Raw genomic sequence first — 23,056 nt, forward strand, 5'->3', positions numbered from 1 at the left:
CGCCTCGATTGCCAAGGGTCGCCGGTCGCCGCACAATCGCTGCGGCGAAGCGAGTGGACGAGGGGCGGATGTGATCAAACGGCGATGGATGACGATGCTGGCGGCGATCCTGATGGTCCTGCCGGCCGCCCTGACGGCCCGGGCCCAGGAAGCCCCGGACCTGCCCGAGCGCGACACGGTCGAGCAACGCCTCAAGACCCTCGAGGACGTGGCCAAGCCCGACGCCGGCCAGCAGCAGACGATGGACACCTTGAGCGCGGTCCTCGCCACCCTCGACAAGATCGCCGCCGTCGAGAAGGAGCGCGCCGATCTCGAGCAACGCCTCGAACAGGCGCCGGCGGAGATCGAACGGCTCGAGCGCTCGGCCAGCGAGGCCGACAATCGCGGCGTGCCCAGCGCCAAGGCGCTCGAGCAGCGCTCCCAGGAAACCCTGGAGGCCGATCTCGCCCAGACCCTGGATGAGCTGCAGAGCCTGCAGAATCGGCTCGCCGATGCCAACTCGCGGCTGATCGCCACCCAGACGCTGCCCGAGCGGGCCCAGCAGAACATCACCGAGGCCCTGCAGAAGCTCGAGGACCTGCGCCTGGCCGACAGCGACGCCGCGACGGCCGAGGATTCCCCCCAGGTCTGGCTGGACCAGGCCGAGATGCAGCTGGCGGAGAGCCAGCTGGCCCTCAATCGCCGGCAGCTGGCCACCAATACGCGCCTCAACGCGCTGGCGGAGCGTCGCCGCGACGCCCTCAACCGCCAGATCGACACCGTCCAGGATACCCTCAACCTGATGCAGGCGGTGCTCGACCAGCGACGCCGCCAGCAGCTCGAGTCGGCGGTGACCGAGGCGGCGAGCCGCGATCCCTTGATCGCCGCCGGCCACCCGGTGGTCATGAAGGCCCAGTCGCTCAATCGCGAACTCAGCCAGACGCTGCTCGAGGCGATCGATCGTCACCACACCTACGAGCGCGAGGGCATCAAGGTGCGCACCCAGCTCGATCGGGTACGCCAGGTGCAGCGCACCCTCAACGAGCAGATCGAGGCGATCCGCGGCAGCCTGCTGCTGTCGCGGATCCTGCGCGAGCAGCGCCGCGAGCTGCCCAAGGTCGAGGCCCTCGACGGCCTGCAGGAGGAGATCGCCGACATCCGCCTCAAGCAGTTCGAGCTGAGCCGTCAGCGCGAGGATCTGCTGGATGTCGAGGCGCTGGCCCGCCAGCAGCTCGACGCGGCCGGCGTCGAGGCCACCCCGGCGCTGATCGATTCCCTGGAGCGGCTCTACAAGTCGCGCCGCGAACTGGTCGATCAGCTCGAACAGGAATACGGCGAGCTGCTCACGGCGTCGATCGATCTGCAGCTCAATCAGCAGCAGTTGCTGTCGATCAGCCGCTCGCTGCGCGCGACCATCGAGGAACAGCTGTTCTGGGTAGCCAATCGCAGCCCGCTGAACCTGAGCTGGCTGCGCCACCTGCCGGCGACCGTCGCCGGCAACCTGGCCCCGGAGGCCTGGCGGCAGGAGGCGAACGCGCTCTGGCAGCCGCTGGGCGCCCGAGCGCTGTGGGGGTTGCCGCTGTGGCTGCTGGCCGGGGTCCTGTTGCTGCGCCGCCGGCCCATCAAGCGCCAGTTGCTGACGCTGCATGACGAGATCGGCCGCCTCAAGCGCGATACCCAGATGCACACCCCGCGGGCGATCGTGCTCAACATGCTGCTGGCGATCCCCTGGCCGCTGCTGCTGGGTGGCGCGGGTCTGGCACTGTGGCTCGGGGGTACGGGGCTGCTCGCCAGGCTCGGCGAAGCCGTCCTGCATCTGTCGCTGGCCTGGGCGGTGATCGAACTCGCCCGTCGCTTGCTGGTCAGCGACGGGGTGGCGATCCGTCACTTCCACTGGCCGGCGAAGTACGCCGCCCGCTTGCGTCGCCTGCTCTGGTGGCTGGGCATGGCCCTGGTGCCGGTCCTGCTGATCAGCACGCTGGCCCAGGACGGCGGCGCCTCGCTGGAGTCGCGCCCGCTGGCACTGCTGGTGCTGCTGGCCGGGCTGCTGGCGATGAGCGTGGTCATCGCGCGGCTGATCCTGGCCCACACGCCGTTCTTCGGGGTCAAGGTGTTCCGCCTGGCGCTGGGGCTGGCCCTGGCGGCGGTGAATCTGGTGCTGGCCGGGCTGATCGTGCTGGGCTACGAGTACACCGCGCTGCAACTGGTCGGCCGCTTCGTGATCAGCCTCTACATCCTGGGCGGCTGGATCCTGGTCGAGGCGGCGGTGGTGCGCGGGCTGGCAGTGGCGGCCCGGCGTCTGGCCTACCGCCGGGCGGTGGCGCGGCGCCGCGCCCAGGTCCAGGAGGGCGCCGAGGGCGGCCTGGAAGTCGTCGAGGAGCCGCCGCTGGATCTCGATCAGGTCAATCAGCAGTCATTGCGCCTGTCGAAGCTGATCCTGTTTCTCGGCTTCACCCTGGTGCTCTATCTGGTGTGGGCCGATCTGCTGACCGCGCTTTCCTATCTCGATCACATCGCGGTGTGGACGATCACCCAGGGGGCGGGCGAGGCGATCAGCCAGACGCCGATCACCATGGCCGACGTGTTGACCAGCCTGGTGACGGTGGTGCTGACCTTCCTGATGGCGCGCAACCTGCCGGGGCTGCTCGAGGTGATGGTGCTGTCGCGGCTGTCGCTCAAGCAGGGCAGTGCCTATGCCATGTCGTCGCTGCTCTCCTATGCCATCGTCGGCGGCGGGGTGGTCGCCGCGCTGGGCACGCTCGGGGTGTCCTGGAGCAAGCTGCAGTGGCTGGTGGCGGCGCTCGGCGTGGGGCTGGGCTTCGGCCTGCAGGAGATCTTCGCCAATTTCATCTCGGGGTTGATCATCCTCTTCGAGCGGCCGGTGCGCATCGGCGACACCATCACCCTGGGCAATCTGCACGGCACGGTCAGCCGCATCCGCATCCGCGCCACCACGGTCACCGATTTCGACCGCAAGGAAATCATCATCCCCAACAAGACCTTCGTCACCGACCAGCTGATCAACTGGTCGCTGTCGGACACCATCACCCGTGTGGTGCTGAGCTTCGGCGTCGCCTACGGCTCGGACCATCGCCGGGTTCACGCGCTGCTGCGCCAGGCCGCCGACGAGAACCCGCGGGTCCTCGCCGACCCCGAGCCGCAGGTGTTCTTCATGGCCTACGGGGCGAGCACGCTGGACTTCGAGCTGCGCATCTTCGTCAACACCCTCGGTGACCGGCTCTTGGCCACCGACGAGATCAACGGCCGGGTCGGCGAGCTGTTCGCCGAGCACGGTATCGAGATCGCCTTCAACCAGCTCGATGTCTGGCTGCACCGGGCCGATGGCACCGTCGCCCGGATCGAGAGCAGCGCCTCTCCGTCGGGCACGGCGCCGGGTGGCTCGCCGCCGTTGACCGATCCCGGCGCGGCTGGCGTCGAGGACAACGACGCCGGCCGCTGAGCGGGGCCTGTCCCTCGGCAGGCGATGGGGGCCCGTGCCCGGCTCAGTCGAGCCGGGCGTGAAGCAGGAATTCCCGGTTGCCGTCACCGCCGCGGATCGGACTTTCCCGCCAGGCGGCGAGCGTGAAACCCAGCGTGGCGCAGCAATCGCGGATGCGCGTCTCGACCTCGGCGTAGGCGGCCGGGTCGGTGACGATGCCGCGGGCGTCGACCCGCCCCGGGCCCAGTTCGAACTGCGGCTTGACCAGCGACAGCAGCTCGCCGCCCTCGCCGAGCACCCGGGCCAGCTCGGGGAGGATCAGGGTCTGGGAGATGAACGACACGTCCATCACCGCGACCCGGGGCCGCTCGCCGGCGTGGCGTGCCAGGGCGGCGGCGAGCCGCGTGTCGGTACTCATCGCCCGGGCGTTCAGGCCTTCCAGGCAGGTGACGCGGGCATCCGCGCGCAGGGCGGGGTCGAGCTGGTCGTGGCCGACCTCGATGCCGATCACGTGTCGGGCACCCCGGGCCAGGGCACAGTCGGTGAAGCCGCCGGTGGACTGGCCGACGTCCAGTACCAGCCGGTCGTCGAGACGCAGGGCGAGATCGTCGAGCAGGGCCTCGAGCTTGAGGCCGGCCCGCGAGACGTAACGCTCCTCGGGGTCGTCGGCGATCGCGAAGCGGGTGTCTTCCGGCCATTTCTCGCCGGGGCGGGTGAGAACGCGCTGGGGCGTGTCGGCCAGGCTCACCCGGCCGTGGCGGATCAGCCGCTGGGCGCGGGTCCGCGAGCGTACCAGGCCCTGGGCGAGCAGCAACTGGTCGAGGCGCTTCATGGCGGGGATGTCTCCTGGGGGGCGGCGGCGCCGATCGTGCCGCGTCGGAATTCGCGTGTCCAGCGTGCCAGCAGGGCCTCGCGCTTGAGCCGGTCGAGGGTGGCGAGCAGTCCCGGGCCGATGCGGATCGGCCGCAGGGCGTCGCCGAGCCGTTCGCGCAGGGCGTTGGCGGTGCCGGGGCCGTCGAGGGCCGGGTGGATCGCGCCCAGGGTGGTCAGTTCGCTGATCGCACGCTGCCCGGCCTCGCTCAGCAGGTAGTCCAGGAACCGCCGTGCGGCCCGGGGGTGCGGGGCATCGCGGGGGATGAAGGCCAGCCGCTGGGTGACCAGCGCATAGTCGTCGGGCACGGCGATCTCCAGGCCCGGATGGTCGCGCACGAAGTCCCGCGCATAGCTGCCGAGCAGGTTGTAGCCGAGCAGATAGCGACCGGCGGCCAGGCCCTCGAGCATTTCGCGGGTGGTGCCGACCAGGGCGGTGTCGACGCTGCCCAGGGAGGCGACCAGCTCCCAGTAGCGTGGCGAAAGGCGGGCTTCCTCGATGGCGTAGGAGTAGCCGGCGCCGCTGAGCGTCGGGTCGTAGGTGACCACCCGGCCCTCGAGCGCCTGGCGGTGCTCGGTGAGCAGGTCGAGCAGCCCGGCGTGGCTGGTCACCGCGCCGAAACGCTCGGCGAGTTCGCGCCGGTAGACGATCACCACCGGCTCGAAGGTGATCGCGAACAGCTCATGGCGCCAGCGGGCCCATTCGGGCCAGGCACGCGCGGCGGGGCTCTCCAGCGGCTGGGCATAGCCGTCGTTGGCCAGCCGGTATTGCCAGGGCATCGCCGAGGAGAGCACCACGTCGGGGCGCGGGTCGGTCTCGTCGTCGAGGAAGTCGCTGTAGACCGCCAGGGTGGTGAGGTTGTCGTAGCGCAGCGCGATGTCGGGGTTGCGGTGGTGGAAGTCCTCGAGCAGCGGCGCGATCAGCGGCGTGTCCAGCGCGCCGTGGATGGTCAGCGCCGTGCCGGTTCCGCCGGCCCGGGCCGGGTAGTCGAGCCGCGACTGGGCGCCGGCCGTGCCGGCCGGGGCGAGGCCCAGCAGCAGACTCAGGAGCAGGGCAAGGGCGGGTCTCATTCGCGGTCTCCCAGGAACAGCAGGGTGGCACGCAGGCCCCGCCCCGCGTGACCGTCGGCGAGGGTCAGCCGGGCATGGTGCGCGCGGGCGATGCCGTCGACGATCGCCAGACCCAGCCCCGAGCCGTCGCCGGTCTCGGCGCCACGGTGAAAGGGGCGCAGCATCAGCAGGCGCTGCTCGGCGGGGATGCCGGGGCCGTCGTCCTCGACCTCGAGGGTCGGCGGCAGGGCGCCGACGCGCACGGTGATGCGCCTGGCGCCATAGCGCTGGGCATTGTCGATCAGGTTGTTGAGTGCTTCCTCGAGCTGCCAGTCGATGCCGTCGATCATCACCGCCTCGTCGGGGGCCTCCAGGCCCAGGTCGATGCCCCGACGATGGCAGGCGGCCAGGGCATGGCGCGTGGCGCTGCGGGCGGTCTCGACCAGGTCGAGACAGGCCGGGGCGGGCGCGGCTTCGGGGTTGTTGAGGCGAGTCAGCGACAGCAACTGCACGGCCAGCCGCGCGGTACGCGCGCTAGCGCCTTGGATCGCTTCCAGCGCGGCGCGCCAGGCCTGCGGGTCGTCCTGGCGCAGGGCCAGTTCGGCACGCGCCGAGAGCCCGGCGAGCGGCGTGCGCAGCTGGTGCGAGGCGTCCCCGACGAAGCGTTCCTGGTTGGCGCGCACGCGGCGCATGCGGGCCAGCAGGTCGTTGAGGGTCTCGCGCAGTTCGGCCAGCTCGCGGGGCAGCTCCAGCGCCAGCGGTGCCAGGGTGCGCGGATCGCGCCCGCGAATCGCCCGGCGCAGGCGGGTCAGCGGAGCCAGGGCGGCGCGGACCGCCAGCAGTACCACGGCCACCGCGAGCAGGGCCATGATCGCGATCCGGCCCAGGCTGCCGGCGAACAGCGACAGGGCGAGCCGGTCGCGCCCCTCGCGGGTATGCGCGACGCGCACCTCGAAGCGCTCGCGCTGGCTCCAGCCCTCCAGACGGGAGGCGCGCACGCCGAGACGCAGGGCCATGCCGTGCCAGCGGATATCGCCGTAGTGCAACGCCGTGTCGTCCGCTGTCGTCAGCCCGGGCAGCCGGGCGTTGCCGGTGATGAAGTTGTCGCGGTCGTCGTAGAGGGCGTAGAAGACCCGTTCCTGGGCGTCGGTGGCGAGCATGGCCAGCGCCGCCGGCGGCAGGTCGAGCCAGAGCTGGTCGTCCTGCCACTTGACCTGTTCGGCGATGGCCAGCGACGAGGCCTCGAGCAGGCGATCGAAGGCCCGATCGGCGGCGTCCCGGGCGCTCAGGTAGGCCTGAACGAGCATCAGCGCGCCCAGCCCCAGCAGCGGCAGCAGCAGCCAGGTGGCCAGGCGCCGGTAGAGGCTGTGGGTGGCGCTCACGGGGTGGCCAGCAGGTAGCCGAGGCCCCGCACCGTGCGCAGCTCGACGCCGCTGTCGGCCAGGCGGCGCCGCAGGCGGTGGACGTAGACCTCGATGGCATTGTCGCCGAGGCTTTCGCCGGCAAAGGCCTCCCCGGCGAGCTGGGCCTTGTCGACCGGCTCGCCGGCGTGGCGCATCAGGCAGCTCAACAGCCGCTGTTCGCGGGGCGGCAGGTTGAGTGGTTCATCGCCGAGGGTGAAGCGTTGCGCCAGGGCGTCGAAGGCCAGTGCCCCGACCTGCAATTGGCCGCCGCTCTTCTGGCGGCGGCGCAGTAGGGCCCGGACGCGTGCCTCGAGCTCGTCGAGGGCGAACGGCTTGGCCAGGTAGTCGTCGGCCCCCAGATCGAGGCCGCGCACGCGGTCCTCGATCGCCCCGCGGGCGGTGAGGATGAGCACCGGCGTGTCGCGATCGTGGCGACGCAGGGCCTCGAGCAGGTCGAGGCCACCGGTGCCGGGCAGGTTGAGATCGAGCAGGATCAGGTCGAAGGCGTGCGCCTCGGCGAGGCGCTCGCCGGCCTGGTCGCCGTCGGCGAGGGTGGCCACCGCGTAGCCCTCGAGACGCAGGGCATCCTGCAGGGTCTCCGCGAGCAGGGTGTCGTCCTCGACCAGCAGCAGCCTCGTCACGGCGCGGCCTCGGCGCGTTCGGCGCGGGGCGCGTCGCCCGGGCGGCGGGCCAGTTCGGCCAGGGCGGCGTCCAGTTGCCGGGCGGCGCGTGACGGGTCGAGCCGCCCCGCGGGCCCCGACAGGGCCAGCCACAGCGCGCGTTGGTCGGCGTCGTCAGCGATCGGGCGGCAGACCATGCAGCCACCGGCTAAGTCCAGGGCCGGCGCGTCCGCCGTCGCCCGCCAGCGCGTGCCGGGGCGCAGGTCGTGTCGCAGACCGCTGGCGGGCAGGGCGACCAGCCGGCATTCGACGTGATCGTCGTCGGCCTCGAGCAGTGCGGCGGTTTCGCCGCTGGCTTCGGCCAGCCCCTCCAGCACCGGCTGGATCCAGGTCTCGAGGCGGCGGTTGGGCAGGTGGCGGCGTGCCAGACGCACCGGCGACCGGCCCAGCCGAAAGCGCCCGTCGCGGTCGCGCTGCACGTAATCGAAGCGTTCCAGCGAGCCCAGCAGGCGCAGCAGGGTGCTCTTGTAGAAGCCGGTGGCGGCGGCCAGTTCGGCGAGCGTGAAACGCTCCTGCGGGGCATCGAAGACCTCGAGGATCGTCAACGCTCTTTCCACCGCCTCAACGCGGTCCTGTGCCATGGTGTCAGTGTGCCTCGTGCGATCGCGTGATCGGAAACATCCGTCATTGAACTTTGGTCGCAAGTCGTGGGATAGGCGTTGACGCGCTATGGCGAACTGCCTAGTTTCCACCCTAAGGAACGCCGTTCTTCCTTACAGAATTGTAAGGTGGCTGACAGCGTCCTGCAAGTGAGCCTTCATTCCTGATCCACTTTTCTCAGGGGACTAGAACAATGTCGATGAGAACGCCTCTCAAGTTTCTCGCCGCCGCGTCGCTGACCCTCAGCGCCGGCCTGGCGATGGCCTTCCAGCCGTCCGGCAAGGTCGACTGCATCGCGCCCGCCGATCCGGGCGGCGGCTGGGATTTCACCTGCCGCAGCGTGGGCAAGGTGCTCGAGGATCTCGATCTGGTGCCGGCCAGCGTCCAGACCACCAACATGGCCGGCGCCGGCGGCGGGGTGGCCTATGCCCATACCGTCAGCAAGCGCGACGACGATCCGCAGTTGCTGGTTGCGGCGTCCACCGCCACCACCACGCGTCTCGCCCAGGGCCAGTTCCCGGGCATGACGGCCGATGATGTCAACTGGATCGGGGCCGTGGGGGCCGACTACGGTGTCATCGCCGTGGCCAAGGATTCCCAGTACCAGAACCTCAACGACCTGATGGACGCGCTGAAGAAGAATCCCAAGTCGGTCAAGTTCGCCGGCGGCAGCGCCAACGGCGGCTGGGACCACCTCAAGGTCCTGATCACCGCCAACAAGGCCGGTGTCGAGAATCTGCCGAAGATTCCCTACCTGTCGTACAACAACGGCGGCGAAGCGATGACCCAGGTGGTCGGCGGTCACGTCGATGCCTTCACCGGCGACATCTCCGAGGCCCAGGGCTTCATGGAGTCCGGCGACCTGCGCGTGCTCGCGGTGCTCTCCGACGAGCGTCTGCCGGGCAAGTTCGCGGACATCCCCACCGCCAAGGAGCAGGGGATCGATTCCATCGGCGCCAACTGGCGTGGCTTCTACATGCCGGGCAAGGTCTCCGATGACGCCAAGCAGTACTGGGTCGACGCCATCGACACGCTCTACAAGAGCGACGAGTGGAAGGACGTCATGCAGAAGAACGGGCTGATGCCGTTCCATCCGGGTGAAGGCCAGTTCGAGCAGTACGTCAAGAGCCAGATCCAGGACATCCAGAACCTGTCCAAAGAAATCGGGCTGATCAAGTAATGCTGCGTCTTAACGACCGGGTCTTCGGTCTGCTGATGCTCGCCCTGGCCGTCGCGTACGGCTGGGGCGCCCAGCAGTTTCCCGAGCCGTTCGGCGGCGCCGAGGCCGTCGGACCCAAGACCTTCCCGACGATTCTCAGCGTGGTGCTGGCGGCCTGCAGTCTCTACCTGATCGTGCGGCCCGACCCCGGTAATCCCTGGCCGAAGGGACGCACGGCGCTGGAAATGCTGATCGCGGTGGCGGTACTGATCGCCTATACCCTGATTCTCGAACCGGTGGGCTTCGTCCTGGCCACCATGCTGGCCATCGGCACCCTGTGCTGGCGCATGGGCGCGCCGCCGTTGCGTGCCTACCTGAGCGGCCTGATCGGCGGCATCGCGGTCTTCGCGCTGTTCAACTACGTGCTCGAGCTGCCGCTGCCCTGGGGCGTGCTGGCCTTCCTGGAGGGACACTGATGGATACCCTCAATTACTTGATGGACGGCTTCGGCGTCGCCCTGCAGCCGCACAACCTGATGTTCGCGCTGATGGGGGCCTTCCTGGGGACCCTGATTGGCGCACTCCCCGGGCTCGGCCCGGCCAACGGCGTGGCGATCCTGATCCCGCTGGCGTTCACCCTGGGGCTGCGTCCCGAAACCGCGCTGATCATGCTCACCGCGGTCTATGCCGGGGCGATGTACGGCGGGCGCATCTCGTCGATCCTGCTCAACATTCCCGGTGACGAGCCGGCGATGATGACCTGTCTCGACGGTTACCCGATGGCCAAGCAGGGGCGCGCCGCCGAGGCGCTGGCGATCTCCGCGGTGGCCTCGTTCATCGGCAGCCTGATCGCCACCGTGGGCCTGATCCTGCTGGCGCCGCTGCTGGCCAAGTTCGCGTTGACCTTCGGCGCGGCCGAGTACTTCGCGCTGTTCGTGCTGGCCTTCGCCACACTGGGCGGCATCACCGGCAAGAATCCGGTCAAGACCATCCTCGCCGCCGCGCTGGGGCTGATGATCGCCACCGTGGGCATCGACCTGTCGACCGGCGTGCAGCGCTTCACCTTCGGTACCCTGGAGCTCTACGAGGGCGTCGATTTCATCATCGCCATCGTCGGCCTGTTCGCGGTTTCCGAGCTGCTGGTGTTCATCGAGGAGAAGGCCGGCGCCGGTCGCGAGATGATCAAGGTCAACAAGCTCTCGCTGAAATGGAAGGACATTCGCGAGATCCTGCCCACCTCGTTCCGCGGCGGCGTGATCGGTTTCGTCTCCGGCGTGCTGCCGGGCGCCGGCGCCTCGCTGGGCAGCTTCATCAGCTACACCCTCGAGAAGAAGATCCTGGGCAGCAAGAACCGCTTCGGTGAAGGCGATTCGCGCGGCGTGGCCGCGCCGGAATCCGGCAACAACGGGGCCTCGAGCGGGGCGCTGGTGCCCATGCTGACCCTCGGCGTGCCGGGCAGCGGTACCACCGCGGTGCTGCTGGCGATGCTGATCTCCTTCAACATCACGCCCGGGCCGCTGATGTTCACCCAGAACGCCGACGTGGTGTGGGGTGTCATCGCGGCGCTGCTGATCGGCAACTTCCTGCTGCTGGTGCTCAACATTCCGCTGGTCGGGGTGTTCGTCAAGCTGCTCTCGGTGCCGCCGATGTACCTGCTGCCGATGGTGACCATGGTCGCCTTCGTGGGGATCTACTCGATCAGCCACTCGGCCGTCGACCTGTACTTCATGGTGGCCTTCGGCGTGGCCGGCTACTTCCTGCGCAAGCTGGAGATCCCGTTGGTGCCGGTGATCCTGGGCATGCTGCTGGGCCCGGAGATGGAGAAGAACCTGCGTCACGCGATGCAGATCTCCGACGGTGACTGGACGATCCTGTGGAGCAGCCCGCTGGCGATCACCCTTTGGGCGGTCGCTATCGCCGGCCTGGTCCTGCCGGTGATCGTCGGGCCGATCCTGCGGCGTCGCATGAAGGCCGGCAACCAGCCCGACTGAGCGCAGTCCGGCTGAGCGCAGCCCGACTGAGCGCAGCCCGACTGAGCGCCGAATCGACGGCGTCATTCGACGCCGAATGACAGACCCCGCCGGGTTTTCCCGGCGGGGTCTTTGCATGGTGGGTTCTTGGCGCGCGACATGCGGCCCGCGGCGCGTCGTGTCGCCCCGGGGCCGGCGGCGTCAGGCGGGGCCGGAATGGGCCTGGAGATCGGCAGCGGGTACCCGGTTGGCGCCCCAGCTGCGATGAATGTAGCCGATCACCCGGTCGAGCTCCTGCTGGGTGACGTTGGCCAGTTCGCCGCGCTCCAGCGGGTCGTAGTGGAAGATGTAGAGGCGCGAGGCGAACTGCTCGAAGGGCAGCGAGGCCTCGCCGAAGCGCTCGCCGTGACCGGCGGTGCTGACCTTGACGTCGTCGCCCCAGTCCTGGCCGCTGTCGTTGTTGGGGTTGAAGAAGTAGGCGCGCATGGTGTCCTGCGGGTCGAGGTTGACGCGCAGCAGGGTGATGGCGTGCCAGCCGATGAACCGCGCCGCGCTGTCGGTGACCGCGATGCCCGCCGGCTGCGGATGGATCAGCGGCTGATTGCCGTTGTAGAAGGGGTGGTAGCTGGCGTAGAAGTGGCGCAGGAAATCCTCGAGCTGATCGAGCTGGCCGGTCTCGACGTCGACGTTGATGCGAAAGCCGCGCCCGGCCCACCAGCCGTGGAACTCCGGGTTGACCCAGCGGTGGGGGTCGCCCTCGCGGCCGATGCAGCGTCGGCCCATCTCGGCGTAGATGCGGTCGAGATGCGGCACCACCAGCAGCGAGACCGGGTCGAGGTCCATCGGCAGATTGGTGGCCACCCCGGAAAGGCTGGCCATCGACGACAGCGGCATGCCCTCGAAGTGCATGATGATCTCGTCGTCACGGGCCGCCCAGGCGACCATCTGCAGCAGATAGTCGGGGTCGTTGTAGGCCCACATCGACAGTGCCCTTGCCGACTGGCAGGTGGGGTTGTTGCCCTGGCCGACGCCCAGCGGCAGGCCCAGCATGCACAGCACCCCTTCGAGCAACCGGGCCCGTGGCGAGACGGCATCGCCGTAGGCCATGCGCATGCGTTCCTGCGACCAGGCCGACAGCGGCAGGCCGATCTGGCGCCACAGCGCCGGCGCCACCGGCGGCTGGTAGAGGATGCCGCGCTCGAGCATCAGCGCCAGGCCATAGACGGCCTGCGGGGTGGCCGGATGCACGCCTTCCTCGATCAGCGCCTGGACCAGTTGCCGGTAGCACAACAGGCAGTCGCGGCCGGTCGCCGACAGGCCCAGCGCCTCGGCGAGCAGGTGGTCGCCATGGTCGAGCAGGTGGCGCAGCAGCACCGGATGATAGGCCGAGACCAGGCCGGTGTCGTGCATCGCCCGGGCGAAGCCGGTGGCCTCGTACTGCAGGGCGTTGGCGTCCATCGGCTGGAGGCGTTCGGCATAGACCTCGAGCCCGGGGTCCTCGCGGCAGGCCTGGGTGGGGCCGAACAGGCTGCTGACCAGGCGGTCGGCGCCCTGGCCGCTGGTGCCGAGATCGATGTCGGGGTTGGCCTGGCAGACGGCGATCTGGGTGATCATGCGCTTGACGGCATCGACCTGGATGGGGCGCTGCTGGAGGATGCGCCAGATCTCGTCGATCAACTGGTCGATGACGTGCTCGTAGCCGATGGTGTCCGCCAGGTGGGCGAACAGGGCGCGGGTCAGCAGCGCCAGCCGCCCCTGGGTCTCGCGTTCCGCCTCGCTGGGCGCGGTGAACAGGAGCTCGAGATTGATCGCCAGCACTTGTGTCAGGTAGTGGTGCGCCTGTTCGGCCGAGATCTGTGGATGCTCGTAGGCCGCGCGTGCCACCGCCAGCAGGCGCAGTTCGCTGAGCGCCTCGAGCACCACGGTGTCGGGGTCACCGCTCTTGAGGGAGTGCGGTGTCAGCGATGGAATCAGGATCTGGGGGTAGGCCCAGTCGGAGCCGATGAAGACACCAGCTTCCTCGAGGGCCCGGGCGCGCCGCTCGATGGCGGCGCACCCCCCGTCCTGCAGCATCACGCGCCTGGCGGTGTCGAAGACCCGCCGGACCTTGCCGGGCTTGGCGAAGTCCCGGGCGTTGGCCAGTAACTCGGTCGCCTCGTCCAGCTTGGCCAGCAAGCCGTCCAGCTTGCCGGCCTCCGTGTCTTGGTCGCCGTTATGGGTCGTCACACGGACTCCTTGTCCCCGAGGATATGGCGCGATTATACATAGAAGTCGAGCTCTTCCTGATGCTTGAGCAGATCGCGCATGGTATGAGGGTCGTCACCGAAGAAGTAGACCAGCCCCCAGTGGGTGCCGAACGCCGTGCGCTTGGTCACGGTTTCCTCGAGCGGTGCGGTCAGTTCGTGGGACTCGAAGTAGGGGTGATCCTCGGTCTCCTCGGGGATTTCCAGGCGACTCACCACGCGCCGGCGCGGGTAGACGCCGAAACAGCCGGCATGGCCCTTGGCATCGACTACCTCCTTGGGGAAGAAGGCCTTGACCTCGTCCTCGGTGGTCTTGGGGTCGAAGACCATGATGGTCGCCTGATAGGCGTTGAAGCCATAGGCGCGTTCGAGCAGCTCGAAGACCTTGAAGCCGGGCGGGCGATAGGCGACTTCGCCGAAGTACATCTCGCCATCGCTGGTGACGAAGTATTCCGGATGGATCAGCCCGAAGTCGATGTCGAAGGCCTTGATCAGCTTCTCGATCTGCGCGGTGATCTGGGGGCGATATTTCTCGAGTTCCGGTGTGGCCGGGACGAAGACCGAGTAGCCCAGCGTCACGTATTCGGAGATGTTGAGGAAGGCGATCTTGCCGTCGTGGATCCACGCTTCCACGGCGAACTCCCAGCCGTCGAGGTGCGATTCCATGAGGACCGGAAATTCCTCCTCGGGGATGGTGTCGACTTCGTCCGGGGTACGGATCACCCGGTGGCCCAGGCAGCCGGCCTTGTCGAAGGCCTTGAGGTGAATGGGGTCGTTGGGATCGCCGTCGAGCTTGAGCAGGGTCTGGTTGACGCGCTTGAGAAAGCGGATCACGTCCTCCTTGTCGTGGGCCTCCTCGAAGATGCCCACGCGGATCCCGCCCAGCTGGGCGCGCCGCTTCATGAGGGCCTTGTCGCGCAGCAGCAGGGCCTGGCCGTAGAGCCGGGGGTTGTCGAGCAGCACCGAGTTGATGGCGCCGGCCCATTCCACGGTCTCCTCGAACAGCGGGATCGCCACGTCGACGCCCATGTCGCGGAGCGTTTCGGCGATCTCCAGGGAGCGGTCGTTGAGGCGTTCGAAGTTCCATGACAGGTACGGAATGTCATGCTGCTTGCAGTAGTCCTCCGCCCAGTCGGGGGCGACCACCACGTAGCGTCGATCGAAGTCCTCGGCGGCCTCGACGGCATTCAGGCTCCAGCCAAGCAGTGCGACGTAGCCCTTGTTGGGGTCCTTGTTCATGACAATGTCTCCTTGCAGTCGAGTTGCGTCTGTCACCTTACCCCACAGCCTAGACGAAATCCGCCGGCTGCCTGCGCTCGATCAGCGATGTTCTACAGGCTTGCGGGCCCGGTCCGGCGCTGTTATAGTGCTGCGGCGCTCGAGGCAAGTGCTTGAATGCAATCGTGTTCAAGGTCTTGAAGCCCGAGTGTTTCGACCGTGCTGACGAATTTTTCGTGTTTTCAACGCTGGTCGATGACTGTGGTGGCCCCGTCGGTCCTCCCGCAACGCTAAACCGCAAACCCCGCCAGGCCCGGAAGGGAGCAACGGTAGTGGTGGCTGCGTGTGCCGGGATGTGGCTGGCGGGGCCGCCTCCATTTCAGGCCCCGGATTTCGTGCCCCGTTCTTCTGCGGGCCGTTTGTTCGAGTCCCCCCGGGTGCCTCGCTTTTCCCCTCGCCCTGATTCGCTCGCCATCCTCTGGCGGCGTTGCGTCGTGCCCTGGGTGCGACAATTTCCCCCACCGCCGAGGCGGCACCCCTCATCCGTGCAGGGGTCCACGGGTTGCCGGCGGCAGGCCCTGTGAACAGAGGCTCGGTTCGCCCCGCGCGTTGACCCTGTGCGCCGGGGTGCTAGGGTGCTGTGTTGTCGTCCGGCAACATTCTCATACTCATAGCGAACCAACGGTTATTACAGGTACGCAGGTCCCGGTATGGCCATTTATTCAGTGAGCTACGATCTCTATCAGTCCCGCGAATACCACGAATTCCATGAGCGACTGGCGGCTTACGAGCACTGCTGGGCCATGCAGGGTCAATGCCTCGTCAGGACCCCGGAAAGTGCCACCGAGCTGCGTCGGGGCCTGATGGCGCTGATCGACTACCATGATGTGCTTTTCGTCTGTCGGGTCGGCGAGGACTGGTCGGGCGTGGGTACCCAGTGTGGCGGCTGGCTGGACAGGTGGCTGCCGCGGGTCTGCCATTGAACGGTGGTGTCCGGCGCCTTTCCGCTCCCGTTGCGAACCGCTAGAATGAACGTTTTGTGCGTCCACGCATTCTCAACGGGCGGTCATGTACTGGCCCGGTCTCCAGCCGCAAGGACTTCCGCGCTGCATGAGCTATCAGGTACTGGCCCGCAAATGGCGGCCGCGCACCTTCCATGAACTGGTCGGTCAGGAGCACGTCCAGCGTGCCCTGGTCAATGCCCTGGATCAGGGTCGCCTGCACCACGCCTATCTGTTCACCGGGACGCGCGGCGTCGGCAAGACGACACTGGCGCGGATTCTCGCCAAGTGCCTCAACTGCGAGCAGGGTGTGACCTCGTCGCCCTGCGGCGTCTGTACCACCTGCCGCGACATCGACGAGGGGCGCTTCGTCGACCTGATCGAGGTCGATGCGGCCTCGCGCACCAAGGTCGAGGATACCCGCGAGCTGCTCGACAACGTCCAGTATGCCCCCACCCAGGGGCGCTACAAGGTGTACCTCATCGACGAGGTGCACATGCTGTCGACGCACAGCTTCAACGCCTTGCTCAAGACCCTCGAGGAGCCGCCGCCTCACGTCAAGTTCCTGCTGGCGACCACCGACCCCCAGAAACTGCCGGTGACGGTGCTGTCGCGCTGTCTGCAGTTCTCGCTCAAGAACATGCCGCCCGAGCGTATCGTCGACCACCTGCAGCGGGTGCTCGAGGCAGAGTCGGTGAGCTACGAGGAACCGGCGCTGTGGCTGCTGGGCAAGGCCGCCCAGGGGTCGATGCGCGACGCCATGAGCCTGACCGACCAGGCGATCGCCTTCGGTCAGGGCGCGGTGCGCCACGCCGATGTCTCGGCGATGCTGGGCACGCTCGATCATCGCCATCTGCTGGCGCTGGTCGAGGCGCTGGCCGAGGTCGATGCGGCGCGTGCGCTCGCCGAAGTGGCGAGCCTCGCCGAGCAGGGCCCTGATTTTGCCGGCGTGCTCGACGACCTGACCGGCATCCTGCACCGTCTGGCGATCGCCCAGATGGTGCCCGAGGCACTCGACAACGGGCATGGCGATCGCGACACCCTGCTGGCGCTCGCCGCCCGTTTCACCGCCGAGGATGTCCAGCTCTACTACCAGATCGGTCTGCAGGGACGTGGCGACCTGGAACACGCGCCCGACCCGCGCACCGCGCTGGAGATGACCCTGCTGCGCATGCTCGCGTTCCGCCCGCAGGGCGTTCCCAAGCCGCCGCAGACCCCGCTGCCGTTGCGTGGCGAGCGTTCCGGATCGGATACGCCGCCCGCGCCATCCGACGCGCCGCCGCCGTCGGGGGGCGTCGAGCCCGCGCCGGCCGCCAAGGCGGTGGCCGATGAACCGGCCCCGGACGTCGCCCCCGAGGCCCTCGATGCCCCTCCCGCGGCGCCGCTGTCGCCAGCTTCGACGAATGGCGGCGAGGGCGCCGCCGACCCGGCGGCTGTCAGCGAGTCGCGATACGCGCCGCCCGCGGAGCCCGAGCCCGAGGCTCACGCGGGGTCGCCAGCGTTCCCTGACGCGGGGGCGGGCCCCGATGTCGATGAGGCGCCGCCGCCGTGGGACGTTCCTCCCGACGCGCTTGTCGAGGCGCGCGACGACGCAAGCGATGCCAGCGAGGCCGGCGAGGCCGGCGTCGCCATGGATGAGGCGCCGGTAACCCACGCGAGCGCTGTACCGGCGCCGCCGAGTGACGAGAGTGAGCCGGAGGTCGCGATGCGCCCCGAGGCGCCGCTCGATGCCGAAACCGGCCATGCCGAGAGCGCCGGGGCCGAGGCGAACGCCGGGGTGCCCGCCGGGGCCGAAGCGGCGCTGTCGCCCGGCGAGGCGCTGACCCAGGCCGACTGGCTGGCGCTGTTTCCGCGCCTGGGGCTCGCCGGTCTGACGCGCAACCTGGCGGCGCACTGTCTGGTCGACGGCGACGACGGTGGGCAATTGACGCTGCGACTCGATCCCGGTCAGGCGGCGATGCTCGCCGAGGTCCACATTGAGCGCGTGCGCCAGGCGCTGGCCGCGGCGGGCGTCGAACGGCGGGTGGTCATCGAGCCGGGCGAACTGCCGCCGGGGGTGGAGACGCCCAAGGCGCGCAGCGATCGCGAGGCCCGCGAACGTCACGCCGAGGCGGTTGAAGCCTTGCGCCATGACCCGCATATCCAGGAACTGGAACAGGCCTTCGGTGCGCGGCTGATCGAGCAGAGCGTATCGCCGCAGTCCGCATCGGACTGAACCATCGCCGCCAAGGCGGCCAACACTCCACGACGAGGTGCAGCATGTTCAAGGGCGGAATGGGCAACCTGATGAAGCAGGCCCAGGAAATGCAGGAAAAGATGCAGCAGGTGCAGGAGGAGATCGCCCGTGCCGAAGTCACCGGCGAAGCCGGCGCCGGCATGATCAAGGTGACCATGAACGGTCGCCATGACGTCAGCAAGGTCGACATCGACCCGAGCATCCTCGAGGAGGACAAGGAGATGCTCGAGGACCTGCTCGCCGCGGCGGTCAACGATGCCGTGCGCAAGGTCGAGAACAACTCCCGTGCCCGCATGGAAGAAGCCACCGAGGGGATGAACCTGCCGCCGGGTTTCAAGATGCCGTTCTGAGCCGCTGCTGCCCCGCGTCTCGTCCTCGCGTCGCCGCCGAGCACGCCATCGGCGGTGACGGGGGCCGCCAAGGACGCCCCTCGATGCCCGTATCGGAAAGAGACCATCCATGAGTTTTTCGCCGCTTGTCGACCGTCTGCTCGAGGCGTTGCGCGTGTTGCCCGGCGTCGGGCCGCGCACCGCCCAGCGCATGGCGTTGCACCTGCTCGAGCGTGACCGCGACGGCGGGCGCCGCCTCGTCGAGGTGCTCGGCCGGGCCCTCGAGGAGGTCGGCTACTGTCAGCGTTGCCGGACCCTGACCGAGGAGAGCGTCTGCGCGCTGTGCCGCAGCCCCCGGCGCGACCCGGCGTTGCTGTGCGTGGTGGAGTCGCCCGCCGACATGCTGGCGATCGAGGATGCCGGCGGCTACCACGGCCACTACTTCGTTCTCCACGGCCACCTCTCGCCGCTCGACGGCATCGGTCCCGAGGACATCGGCCTCGACCAGCTCGACACCCGCCTCGACGAGGGCGGGGTCGAGGAGGTCATTCTGGCCACCAACCCGACCGTCGAGGGCGAAGCCACCGCCCATTACATCGCCGAGCAGATCCGCGAGCGTGGCCTCAGTCTGTCGCGGCTGGCCTACGGCGTGCCGATGGGCGGCGAACTCGAGTACGTCGACGGCGGCACGCTCAGTCGCGCCTTCAACGGCCGTCTGCCGTTCCGCGGCGAGTGAATCGCCTTGTCGCGCCCCAACTCCAGGAATCCCATGCCCCTAGAACCGATCAGTCACTGGATAGACACCCCCGAGGAACTCGATACCGTCTGCAGCCGCCTCGCCGATGCCGAGTGGCTGGCCGTGGACACCGAGTTCTTCCGCGAGACCAGCTTTCATCCGGTGCCGGCGCTGGTCCAGCTTTCCCGCGGTGACGTCGCCTACCTGATCGACCCTCAGGCCGTCGCGGCGACGCCGGCCCTGCAGCGCCTGCTGGGGCCCGAGGGGCCGACCAAGCTGCTGCACGCCAGCAGCGAGGATCTCGAGGTGCTCCACAACTGGAGCGGGGTGGTACTCCAGCCGCTGGTCGATACCCAGGTGGCTCAGGCGCTGATCTCGGAGATCCCGTCGATGGGCTATCAGCGCCTGGTCGAGCACTGGACCGGCGACGTCCTGCCCAAGGACGAGACCCGTTCGGACTGGCTGGCGCGGCCGCTCTCCGAGGCCCAGCAGCGTTATGCGGCACTCGACGTGATCTATCTGCCGCGGGTCTGGGCGGCACAGCGCGAGGCCCTGCTCGCCGACGCGCGCCTGGCGTGGCTCGAGGCGGATTGTGCGGCGCTGGTCGACCAGGCACTGCGCAGTGCCCAGGGCGATGCCGAATGGTATCGCCGCCATCGCCAGTTGTGGCGTCTGGGCGCGCGGGCCATCGCCGCCTATCAGCGGTTGACGGCATGGCGCGAGGCCGAGGTGCGCCGCCGCGACCTGCCGCGTAACTGGCTGGTCAGCGACAAGGTGCTGTTCGCCATCGCCGAGTCGATGCCCGGTAGCCGCTACGAACTGGCCGCGGTGGAGGGCGTCAAGCCGAGCCTTGTCAAGCGCGAGGGCGATACCCTGCTGGGCCTGGTGCGCGATGCCGCCCAGCTCGACGAGGCCGAACTGCCGCCGGCGCTGCCGTCGCCGCTGTCGGCGCCGTTCAAGCGTCGTCTCAAGGCGCTCAAGCGTGCGGTGGGCGCGATCGCCGAGGATCTGGGCATCGCCCCCGAGGTGCTGGCTCGGCGCCGCGACCTGGAGGCCCTGGTGGTCGCCGATCTGGAAGGTCAGCCGTTGCCGTTGCCCGAGGGCTGGCGGGGCGAACTGCTCGGCGATGCGCTGGTCGCCGCGCTCGAATCCGCGGCCGACACGGCCCAGAACCCGGTCAACGAGTAAGCCATGGACAAGACCCTTTGCGAGATCTTCCGCAGCCCGCGGAAAGAGGAAATGTATCTCTACGTGGACAAGCGCCGCGGTCTCGAGCCGGTGCCCGAGGAACTGCTCGAGCGCTTCGGCAAGCCGCAACCGGTCATGACCCTGCTGCTCGGCACCGAGCGCAAGCTGGCGCGTGTCGACACCGCGCGGGTCATCGCGGCCATCGCCGAGAAGGGCTACTACCTGCAATTGCCGCCGGCGAAGGACGCCTACCTGCTGGATCTCTATCGCACGCCCACCGAGGGCCGCTACTGATGCGCGAGCGTTTCTGGGAGCGCTATCCGCTCGCGGAACTCGACGGCGCGGAGTGGGAAGCGCTGTGCGACGGCTGCGGACGCTGCTGCCTGCTCAAGCTGGAGGACGAGGAGAGCGGCGACATCGCGACCCTCGACCTGGCGTGCCAGCTGCTCGATATCGGCGCCTGCCACTGCAGTGACTATCCCAATCGCAGCGCCCGGGTGCCCGGCTGCGTGCCGCTGACCCTGGCGCGCATCGAGGAATTCCGCTGGCTGCCGGGATCCTGTGCCTACCGGCGCCTGAGCGAGGGGCGCGGGCTGGCCGAGTGGCATCCGCTGGTGTCGGGGGATCGCGACAGTGTCCGGCGGGCCGGCATCAGCGTGGCGCCCTTTGCGGTGTCCGAGACGACGGTCCCGGAAGCCGAGTGGGAGGATCACATCATCGACGTGCTGCCCTGCGAGGATTGACGGGCTCGTCGACCTCGACGCTCCTTACCGGGCCCTGTCGCGATCGCTTCGCCCGCCGCCGAACGCGAGCCGATGGCCCGCGCCCGGTCGAGTTTCGGGCGTGCGTCGCTCATTCGACGTTCGCCAGCCCCAGCGCCCAGAGCAGGAAGGCATCCTGGCGGGCGTTGTCGCGCCAGGCCTTGAAGCGTCCCGAGGCACCGCCGTGGCCCGAGGTCATGTCGGTCCGCAGCAGCAGCGGGCGGCGCGGGTCGGACGGACGTGACGCGTCCAGCTCGGTGAGCCTGGCGTAGAGCTTGGCGGGTTCCCAGTAGGGCACCCGCGAGTCGTGCCAGCTGCCCTGCAGGAAGATCGCCGGATAGGCCTGCTCGGAGAGGTTGTCGAGCGGCGAGTAGGCGCGGATGCGTCGGCGTGCCGCGGGCTCGTCGGGATTGCCCCATTCGCTGTACTCCGCGGTGGTCAGCGGCAGGTCGGGGTTCTCCATGGTGCGCAGCACGTCGACGAAGGGCACGTCGAGCACCGCCGCACGGAAGGCGCCGGGGTCGAGGTTGAGGCTCGCCCCGACCAGCAGGCCGCCGGCGCTGGCGCCGTAGGCGGCGATCCGCTCGCCGTCGGCCATGCCGGTGGCGACCAGCGCCTCCCGGGCGGCCAGGAAGTCGCGGAAGCTGTTGGTCTTGTGTTCCAGCTTGCCGGCCAGGTACCAGGGTTCGCCACGATCGCCGCCGCCGCGCACATGGGCCACGGCGAAGGCCACGCCCCGCGACAGCAGTTCGAGCCGGGCCACCGAGAACCAGGGGTCGAGCACTTCACCGTAGGCGCCGTAGCCGTAGAGCAGGGTGGGCAGCGGCGCCTGGCCCCAGAGGTCGGCGCGTGCCACCACCGAGACCGGGATGCGTTCGCCGTCGTGGCCGGTGGCCCAGAGGCGCTCGCAATGCAATTGCTCGGGGGCGAGGTCGCCGTGGATCGGCTGTGCCTTGAGCAGGCGCCGGGCGTCGCTGTCGAGATCGTGCTCGATCCAGCGTACCGGCAGGGTGAAGGACTCCTCGCGCAGGCGCAGGCGTCGGGCGTGAAAGTCCGGCGTATCGCCCAGCGCCAGGCTGCAGGGCGCCTCGGGCAGCGGCAGTCGATGGTCGCGAACGATGCGGCCGTCGGCGTCGAGGTCGATGACGCGCAGATGGACCTGGGCCTCGTCGTGGTCGCGCTCGGTGACCACCAGCCCCCAGGCGAAGGCATCGACGCCTTCCAGCGTGTGCTGGTCGCGATGGGCCAGCAGGGGGCGCCACTCGCCGGGAGAGGACTCGTCGGCCACTTCCTCGTCGGCCACTTCCTCGTCGGCCACGTCCAGACGGAAGTGGGGCGCCTCCCGGTTGTGCAGGATGTAGAACCGCCCAGGGCGGTGGTCGACACCGTATTCGACCCCGGCTTCTCGCGGTCGCACGCAGCGCGGTGGGGTCTCCGGCGATCGGGCGGGAATCAGGTGGCACTCGCTGGTGTCCTTGGACGCGGTCTCGAGCACCAGCCATTGCCGCGACCGGGTCTTGCCCAGGCCCACCCAGAATTCCGGGTCCGCTTCCTCGAAGATCGCCACGCTGGCGTTCTCGGCATCCTCGGAGCGGCTGTCGAGACGCCAGACGCTGGCCGGGCGCTGGGTGGCGTCGTAGCGGGTGAAAAACAGCGTGCGATCGTCCTCGGCCCAGGTCAGCTCCGGGCCGATGCCGGCGAGCAGGCAGCGCTCCTCGCCGCTGGCGAGATGCCGCAGGTAGAGATCGAAGTACTCGTCGCCGCGGGTGTCCTGGGTCCAGGCCAGCCATTGCTCGTCGGGGGAGATGGCCATGTCGCCGAGTTCGAGGAAGTGGTGTTCGCCGGCACGGGATTCGAGGTCGAGCAGGCACTCTCGCCGTTCGGCGTTGTCATTGGGGTGACGCCACCAGACCGGATAGTCGGCGTCGGACGCGGTCTCGCTCCAGTAGGTGAAGCGTTCCAGCGGCGTGGCCAGGCCGGTGACCGCCAGTTCGCGGCGCGCCAGATGCCCCTGGTAGAGGGCGTCGACCAGGGGCTCCAGCGGCGTGAACCAGGCGTCGCACTCCCGGTTGGCGGCTTCCAGGAAGGCGCGCACCGCGGGGTCGTCGCGCTGCTCGAGCCAATGCCACTGCGGGTCCTCGGAACGTTGGAAGGTGCTGACGGGCGGTGAGCTTGGCGGCTGTGCTTTCATTGGA

Annotated in this window: 19 protein-coding genes and 1 other RNA gene; 12 read left to right on the plus strand and 8 right to left on the minus strand. The window is 69.0% G+C overall.

Features of this window, described 5'->3' with window-relative positions; all coding sequences use genetic code 11:
- Positions 1 to 70 precede the first annotated feature (70 nt).
- Positions 71 to 3,439 (plus strand): mechanosensitive channel MscK, encoded by a 3,369-nt coding sequence (mscK, locus tag KGR00_RS16445; RefSeq protein ID WP_343232817.1) that lies wholly within the window; start codon positions 71 to 73, stop codon positions 3,437 to 3,439.
- 43 nt (positions 3,440 to 3,482) lie between these two features.
- On the opposite strand, the gene KGR00_RS16450 is transcribed toward mscK, so the two are convergent.
- Genes KGR00_RS16450 through KGR00_RS16470 form a run of 5 tightly spaced genes read right to left on the minus strand, consistent with a single transcriptional unit; the run spans position 3,483 to position 8,002 of the window.
- On the minus strand, positions 3,483 to 4,250 hold the full coding sequence (locus KGR00_RS16450; RefSeq protein ID WP_224419697.1) for a TlyA family RNA methyltransferase: 768 nt from the start codon (positions 4,248 to 4,250) through the stop codon (positions 3,483 to 3,485).
- Positions 4,247 to 5,359 carry an ABC transporter substrate-binding protein gene (locus tag KGR00_RS16455; RefSeq protein ID WP_224419698.1) on the minus strand — a complete coding sequence of 371 codons (1,113 nt, stop codon included), beginning with the start codon at positions 5,357 to 5,359 and terminating at the stop codon, positions 4,247 to 4,249. Before KGR00_RS16455 ends, KGR00_RS16450 begins: the two co-directional genes overlap by 4 nt.
- Entirely contained in the window at positions 5,356 to 6,720 is a 1,365-nt protein-coding gene (locus KGR00_RS16460) for a sensor histidine kinase (protein WP_224419699.1), read from the minus strand. The genes KGR00_RS16455 and KGR00_RS16460 overlap by 4 nt, the downstream gene beginning before the upstream one ends.
- On the minus strand, positions 6,717 to 7,382 hold the full coding sequence (locus tag KGR00_RS16465) for a response regulator transcription factor (RefSeq protein ID WP_224419700.1): 666 nt from the start codon (positions 7,380 to 7,382) through the stop codon (positions 6,717 to 6,719). Before KGR00_RS16465 ends, KGR00_RS16460 begins: the two co-directional genes overlap by 4 nt.
- Entirely contained in the window at positions 7,379 to 8,002 is a 624-nt protein-coding gene (locus KGR00_RS16470) for a helix-turn-helix domain-containing protein (protein WP_224419701.1), read from the minus strand. The genes KGR00_RS16465 and KGR00_RS16470 overlap by 4 nt, the downstream gene beginning before the upstream one ends.
- A gap of 212 nt (positions 8,003 to 8,214) precedes the next feature.
- Between KGR00_RS16470 and KGR00_RS16475 the strand changes: the two genes are divergently transcribed.
- The 3 genes from KGR00_RS16475 to KGR00_RS16485 are packed head-to-tail and all read left to right on the plus strand — an operon-like array spanning position 8,215 to position 11,170.
- Positions 8,215 to 9,201 (plus strand): tripartite tricarboxylate transporter substrate-binding protein, encoded by a 987-nt coding sequence (locus KGR00_RS16475; protein WP_129138698.1) that lies wholly within the window; start codon positions 8,215 to 8,217, stop codon positions 9,199 to 9,201.
- Between the two features lie 2 nt (positions 9,202 to 9,203).
- A complete protein-coding gene (locus KGR00_RS16480; protein WP_203234782.1) occupies positions 9,204 to 9,656 on the plus strand; it encodes a tripartite tricarboxylate transporter TctB family protein in 453 nt (150 codons plus the stop codon).
- On the plus strand, positions 9,656 to 11,170 hold the full coding sequence (locus KGR00_RS16485; protein ID WP_224419702.1) for a tripartite tricarboxylate transporter permease: 1,515 nt from the start codon (positions 9,656 to 9,658) through the stop codon (positions 11,168 to 11,170). The genes KGR00_RS16480 and KGR00_RS16485 overlap by 1 nt, the downstream gene beginning before the upstream one ends.
- A 180-nt stretch (positions 11,171 to 11,350) precedes the next feature.
- Here the strand turns inward: KGR00_RS16485 and KGR00_RS16490 are convergent, their stop codons facing one another.
- Both KGR00_RS16490 and KGR00_RS16495 read right to left on the minus strand, forming a co-directional pair.
- Positions 11,351 to 13,375 carry a hypothetical protein gene (locus KGR00_RS16490; RefSeq protein ID WP_224419703.1) on the minus strand — a complete coding sequence of 675 codons (2,025 nt, stop codon included), beginning with the start codon at positions 13,373 to 13,375 and terminating at the stop codon, positions 11,351 to 11,353.
- A 32-nt stretch (positions 13,376 to 13,407) separates the two neighbouring features.
- Entirely contained in the window at positions 13,408 to 14,631 is a 1,224-nt protein-coding gene (locus KGR00_RS16495) for a carboxylate--amine ligase (protein ID WP_129138694.1), read from the minus strand.
- Positions 14,632 to 14,881: 250 nt separating this feature from the next.
- On the opposite strand from KGR00_RS16495, the gene ffs reads away from it, so the two are divergent.
- The 8 genes from ffs to KGR00_RS16535 all read left to right on the plus strand — a co-directional run bounded on the left by ffs (position 14,882) and on the right by KGR00_RS16535 (position 20,843).
- An RNA gene (gene ffs, locus KGR00_RS16500) (signal recognition particle sRNA small type) lies at positions 14,882 to 14,978 on the plus strand.
- Between the two features lie 342 nt (positions 14,979 to 15,320).
- Positions 15,321 to 15,593 carry a hypothetical protein gene (locus KGR00_RS16505; RefSeq protein ID WP_129138693.1) on the plus strand — a complete coding sequence of 91 codons (273 nt, stop codon included), beginning with the start codon at positions 15,321 to 15,323 and terminating at the stop codon, positions 15,591 to 15,593.
- Positions 15,594 to 15,720: 127 nt separating this feature from the next.
- A complete protein-coding gene (gene dnaX / locus KGR00_RS16510) occupies positions 15,721 to 17,826 on the plus strand; it encodes a DNA polymerase III subunit gamma/tau (protein WP_224419704.1) in 2,106 nt (701 codons plus the stop codon).
- Between the two features lie 44 nt (positions 17,827 to 17,870).
- On the plus strand, positions 17,871 to 18,197 hold the full coding sequence (locus KGR00_RS16515; RefSeq protein WP_129138691.1) for a YbaB/EbfC family nucleoid-associated protein: 327 nt from the start codon (positions 17,871 to 17,873) through the stop codon (positions 18,195 to 18,197).
- 109 nt (positions 18,198 to 18,306) lie between these two features.
- The gene (recR, locus tag KGR00_RS16520; protein ID WP_129138690.1) at positions 18,307 to 18,912 is read left to right on the plus strand and encodes a recombination mediator RecR; all 606 of its coding nucleotides are present in this window, start codon (positions 18,307 to 18,309) and stop codon (positions 18,910 to 18,912) included.
- Between the two features lie 33 nt (positions 18,913 to 18,945).
- Complete coding sequence (gene rnd, locus KGR00_RS16525) at positions 18,946 to 20,100, plus strand: ribonuclease D (RefSeq protein WP_224419705.1); 1,155 nt, start codon at positions 18,946 to 18,948, stop codon at positions 20,098 to 20,100.
- Positions 20,101 to 20,103: 3 nt separating this feature from the next.
- On the plus strand, positions 20,104 to 20,394 hold the full coding sequence (locus KGR00_RS16530) for a YcgL domain-containing protein (protein ID WP_129138688.1): 291 nt from the start codon (positions 20,104 to 20,106) through the stop codon (positions 20,392 to 20,394).
- Entirely contained in the window at positions 20,394 to 20,843 is a 450-nt protein-coding gene (locus KGR00_RS16535; RefSeq protein WP_224419706.1) for a YcgN family cysteine cluster protein, read from the plus strand. Before KGR00_RS16530 ends, KGR00_RS16535 begins: the two co-directional genes overlap by 1 nt.
- Positions 20,844 to 20,952: 109 nt before the next feature.
- Here the strand turns inward: KGR00_RS16535 and KGR00_RS16540 are convergent, their stop codons facing one another.
- Positions 20,953 to 23,052: a prolyl oligopeptidase family serine peptidase gene (locus KGR00_RS16540; protein WP_224419707.1), complete on the minus strand. Its 2,100-nt coding sequence runs from the start codon at positions 23,050 to 23,052 to the stop codon at positions 20,953 to 20,955.
- Positions 23,053 to 23,056: the final 4 nt, after the last annotated feature.

Origin of the sequence: Modicisalibacter sp. MOD 31.J, assembly GCF_020147985.1 — a bacterium.
Lineage (GTDB): Bacteria > Pseudomonadota > Gammaproteobacteria > Pseudomonadales > Halomonadaceae > Modicisalibacter > Modicisalibacter coralii.